This is a genomic window from Kitasatospora putterlickiae (genome assembly GCF_039527695.1).
Taxonomy (GTDB): Bacteria; Actinomycetota; Actinomycetes; order Streptomycetales; family Streptomycetaceae; genus Kitasatospora; species Kitasatospora putterlickiae.
This window is the reverse complement of the sequence record NZ_BAAAKJ010000388.1, coordinates 1-4,649: the sequence shown is the minus strand read 5'-3', so window position 1 is coordinate 4,649 and position 4,649 is coordinate 1. Positions and strand designations below refer to the sequence as shown.

Annotated in this window: 4 protein-coding genes and 1 riboswitch; of the genes, 1 reads left to right on the top strand and 3 read right to left on the bottom strand. The window is 74.8% G+C overall.

The window, feature by feature from the left end; all coding sequences use genetic code 11:
• From ABD308_RS33745 to ABD308_RS33735, 3 genes are all read right to left on the bottom strand, one after another.
• Positions 1–1,189: ATP-grasp domain-containing protein (locus ABD308_RS33745; RefSeq protein WP_344343530.1), on the bottom strand; the 1,189-nt coding region annotated here is incomplete at its 3' end.
• Positions 1,186–2,208 carry a cysteine synthase family protein gene (locus ABD308_RS33740; protein WP_344343528.1) on the bottom strand — a complete coding sequence of 341 codons (1,023 nt, stop codon included), beginning with the start codon at positions 2,206–2,208 and terminating at the stop codon, positions 1,186–1,188. The genes ABD308_RS33745 and ABD308_RS33740, both read right to left, overlap by 4 nt.
• A complete protein-coding gene (locus tag ABD308_RS33735) occupies positions 2,205–3,101 on the bottom strand; it encodes a GHMP family kinase ATP-binding protein (RefSeq protein WP_344343526.1) in 897 nt (298 codons plus the stop codon). Before ABD308_RS33735 ends, ABD308_RS33740 begins: the two co-directional genes overlap by 4 nt.
• Before the next feature lie 205 nt (positions 3,102–3,306).
• A riboswitch (cobalamin riboswitch) is annotated at positions 3,307–3,545 on the bottom strand.
• Positions 3,546–3,766: 221 nt separating this feature from the next.
• On the opposite strand from ABD308_RS33735, the gene ABD308_RS33730 reads away from it, so the two are divergent.
• Positions 3,767–4,649: ferric reductase-like transmembrane domain-containing protein (locus ABD308_RS33730; protein WP_344343524.1), on the top strand; the 883-nt coding region annotated here is incomplete at its 3' end.

Genomic DNA, 4,649 nt, shown 5'->3' with positions numbered 1-4,649 from the left:
TGGCGGCGGCCACCGCGTGGTGGGTGGCCAGCTCGGCGGTCTCGCCCTCCGCGTAGACGATGCCCGCGTAGCCCCGGCTGTCGGCCAGGTGCTCGACCAGGTCGCCCGGCGACCTGACCGGGTACCAGGCGGGCGAGCCGGGCAGGCCGGCCAGCCGGTCCAGCCCGGCGACGCCGGTGTACACCCCGGGCGCGGCCGGGTAGCCGAGCACGAAGGCGACGGCGGGCCCGCCGGGCGGTTCGGCGTCCATCAGGGCGGGGCGGCGGCCGAGCGCGGCCTCGACCAGCGCCTCGTAGACGTTGACGCCGAGCGCGCGGCACAGGCCCTCGCCGACCAGTGCGCCGCCGATCCGCGGGTTGATCTCGACGATCTCCGGGCCGTCGGCGGTCAGCACGAACTCCACGTGCGCGAAGCGGTCGGTGTAGCCGACGGCGGCGAGGACGTCGCCGAGCCACCGCTCCAGCGCGGCCCGGCGCGGCTCCGGGAACGCCACCGGGAACGCCGTGATCTCCTCCCGGAAGTGGGGCTCGGGCGACATCAGCCGGCTGGAGACGCCCAGCAGTCTGGTCCGGCCGTCCCAGCCGAGCGTCTCGGCGCTGTACACCGGCCCGGCGACGTACGGTTCGGCGAACAGCCGGCCGCGCAGCTCCCGCCCGGCGGCCTCGGCGAGGACGGCGTCCAGCTCCGCCGGGTCGCGCACCAGCCAGACGTTCTGGCTGCCGGTGCCCGCGGTGTCCTTGAGGACGGCGGGCAGGCCGGGCTCCTTGAGGAGTGCCCGCGCCGTCGCCGGGCCGGTCCCGGTGACGGGTACCGCCCGGCCGCGGGTCAGCCCGGCCTCGTACAGCCGGCGGCGCACCGCCGACTTGTCGCGGGTCAGCCGCAGCACGGCCGGGTCGAGGCCGGGCAGGCCGAGCCGTTCGGCGAGTTCGGCGGCGACCAGCGTCCAGGTGTCGGTGGAGCTGATCAGACCGCGCGGCCGCGGGGAGCGCGCCAGCAGCGCGGTGAGCCCGTCCACGTCGAAGGTGTCGGTCTCCACGACGTCCAGCGCGTGGGCCGGCAGCCGCTCCAACTCGTAGGTGTAGTAGGAGCGGTCGCGGGTGAGCAGGGTCAGCCGCTCGCCGAGCGCGTCGGCGGCCCGCACCAGGTGGCCGAGGCCGAAGGTGAGCGATTCCAGGCAGACGACGCTCATGCCGCCCGCTCCTCGCGGTGCGGCGGGCACGCGGTGCGCCGCCAGGCCATCGTGGACCAGGGCATGGACATCTCCTCGGGGGCGGAGACCTCGACCGGTTTCAGCGCGGCCGGGTCGGGGGCTTCGGCGTGCCGGGCGAAGACGCGCTCGACGTAGCGGTGGCCGGTGTCGGCGCCGATCACCAGGTGCAGCCGGTCGGGGTGGCGGCGCGCCTCGTAGGCCGCGGCCAGGTAGCCGGCGCCGGTGGACAGCCCGGCGAAGACGGCGTGGTCGCGCAGCAGGGCGACGGTGCCCGCCATCGCGTGGGTGAAGTCCAGCCAGTGGATGCCGTCGTAGAGGTGGTGGCGGACGTTGTCGAAGACGATGGAGGAGCCGATCCCGGCGATGATCGCCTCCGGGTCGTGGTGCCCCTGGCTGCCGAAGGTGACGCTGCCGAAGGGCTGCACGCCGACCAGCCGCACGGACGGGTCCACGGCGCGCAGCCGGGTCGCCACCCCGCCGGTCGAGGCGCCGGAGCCGACGCCGCCGACGACGGTCAGCGCGGCGCCGGGGAAGGCGGCCGTGATCCGGTCGGCGACCTCGTGGTAGCCGAGGTAGTGGACGTCGTCGTGGTACTGCCGCATCCAGTGCCAGTCCGGGTGCTCGGCGAGCAGCTCGCGCACCCGTCGTACCCGCAGCTCCTGGTCCAGCTTGAGGTCGCGGGACGGCACGACCTGTTCCACGGTGGCGCCGAGGATCTCCAGCTGGGCGCGGGTGGTGGCGTCGACGGTGGTGGACGCGACGATGTGGCAGCGCGTGCCGTGCCGGTGGCAGGCGAGCGCCAGGGCGTAGGCGTAGATGCCGCTGGAGCTGTCCACCAGGGTCTGCCCGGGGCGGACGGTGCCGCGTTCCAGCAGGTGGCGGACGGCGGCGAGCGCCGAGTAGATCTTCATCGACTCGAACCGGACCAGCACGAGGCCGTCGGTGAGCCGGACGAGGTCGGGGACCTTCAGGGCGTCGGCGATGTGGGGGTGGATCACCTGTAGCCTCCTTGGGCGAAGGAACACTGGTGGCCGAGCGAGTGGAAGAACGCGGACAGGTCCGACTTGAGCGCGGCGTCGGGGCGTCCGGGGAGCAGGTAGCCGATCAGGCAGCCGGTGTGGGCGACGAAGATCCCGTCGGCGCCGAACTCCTCGCGGTGGGCGAGCAGCGCGTCGAACGTCGCTTTGGGGAGCACCCGTTGGGAGAGCGCGGCGCTGGCGGTGGCCGTCCGCGCGACGGCGGCCGGGTCGCCCTCGGCGAAGCCCTTCAGCAGGTCGGCCAGGCAGCGCCGGTACTCCTCGCCGTGCCGCCGGTAGTGCCCGAGCAGCAGGTCGGTGACGGCGGCGGTGTCCACCGTCCCGGGCTCGGTGATGTACGCGGTGTGGAAGCCGATGCCGGTGCCCAGCCGCCGCACCACCCGGTGCCGGCCGCTCAGGTGCAGGGCGAACTCGTCGAGGAAGACGCTGTCGGCCCGTTCGATCTCGCGCAGCACGGCGAGCACCACGCCGGTGTCGTACGGCAGCGCGAAGATCCGGAACAGGCAGCGCAGCGTCGCCACGATGTCGGCGGTCGAACTCGCCATGCCCACACCGACGGTGAGCTCGGAGTGCACGCACCAGCGGCCCGGCGGAAGGGTCAGCCCGAAGCGCTCCAGGAACAGCCGGGCCGCCATCGCGGCCTTCGCCCCGAGCGGCAGCGGGTCCGGCGGGTCCGTCCCCGGGGTGAAGTGCACCCAGGAGTGGCGGTCGACGGGGAACGACACCACCGCGATGTCGGGGCGGGACCCGGCGCGCAGCGGTCCCTGGTAGAGCTCGCCCAGGGTGCCGTGGCAGACACCGGAGAGCGTGCCGCCCGGCGGCGGGGCGGACCGGGCCCCTCCGGTGGGGGTCACCGTCGCGCCGTCCGGGCCCGCCGGGGGCGGGCCGGTGGGCGCCCGGTGCGGGCGGGCGGAACTCGCGCGGTCACGGACACGTCCTCCTCCTCGTTCCGAGCCCGTGTCATGACCGGTGGAGGAGCGCACGGCGTGTCGTCGCACGCCGCGCAGCCGTCCGTACCGCCGACCCAATCCACGAGGTCACCGTGCACAGCCCGCACGTGGGGGTGCGGGCGCAGCGGCAGGTCTTCGGACTCGCGGGCCGGTGCGCCGACGGATCGGCGCACACCTACCGGCCGTCGCTTCCCGGGCCGGGGCGGAGCCAGGCCCAGTGCTGTTGACGGCTTTCGTTCCCACTCACCGCTGCGGGACAGTCCCGGTTTCCCACCGGGTTCCCTCTTGCGTCGCGCCGCCGAAGTCCGGTCGGTCGGGAGGCGCGAACCGGCTGCGGACACGAGCATACGGGGGCTCGCGCTCCGGTGGCAGGGCGCGTGCGGGCGCTTGTCCGAATGCGAGCGGTCCGGGGCCGGGGCGTCCGGCGCCGTGGCGGGAAGGCCGTCGGTCCACGAGGCACTCTGGCCGGATACGGGCTCGGCATGTCCGCGCCACTCCGCCACACTGGTGCGTCCCATCCCCCACAGCGCACCGCCCCACCGGTGTGCCCCCGCTCCGGAAGGTCCACCATGCCACCTGAGACGACGCCGGGGGACGACAGCCCGGACACCCCGCCCGCCGCCGGGAAGCGGCCCGCCGAACGCGTCGCCCTCCGCGCCGACCTGAGGGCCGCGCTGCCCGACGCGAGCGCGGCGGTCGGCGTCACCGTGGCGGTGTTCGTGCTGCTGTACGTCCGGATGGACGCGGGCACCTCGGCGACGGTGGCGGTCATGCCGTTCATGGACGACGCGCGCACGTACTGGATGTACCTGCTGAGCCAGGCGTTCGGCTGGTCGGGGCTGCTGTGGGCCTGGGGGACGGTGGTGCTCGGGCTGCTGCTGTCCGGGCCGCGGCCCGAGCGGCTGCCCGTCGCCCGGCAGACCCTGGAGCGCTGGCACCGTACGACGAGCCTGACCACGACGGCCCTGATGTTCGCGCACGCGCTGATGTTCGCGGCCGAACTCGTGCGCTACGAGGCCGAGTCGGCGTGGGGCGACCGGCTCTGGTCGGGGTTCGCCGACAGCTTCGTGCCCGGCTGGTACGACTCCGGCACCGGCCGGACCGCCATCCCGCTCGGGCAGGGCGCGCTCTACCTGGCCGTGCCGCTCGGCCTGCTGTTCTACCTGCGGCACCGGATCGGGCCGAACACCTGGCGGCGGCTGCACCGCTTCGTGGTCGTCGTCTACGTGCTGAGCGTCTGGCACACCCTGCTCTACGGGACCAACGTGTGGTTCGGCGAGTGGCCGCGCACGGTCCTGTGGCTGCTGCAGGTCCCGCTCGCCGTGCTGCTGCTGGTCCGGCTGCTGCGGCCGGCCCGGCGGGCCGAGCGGCTGGGCACGCCGGGGCGGGGCGGGGTCCGGTCGCTGCCGGCCTGGGTGGTGCGGGCGCTCGGACGGGTGGCGGTGGCGGCCG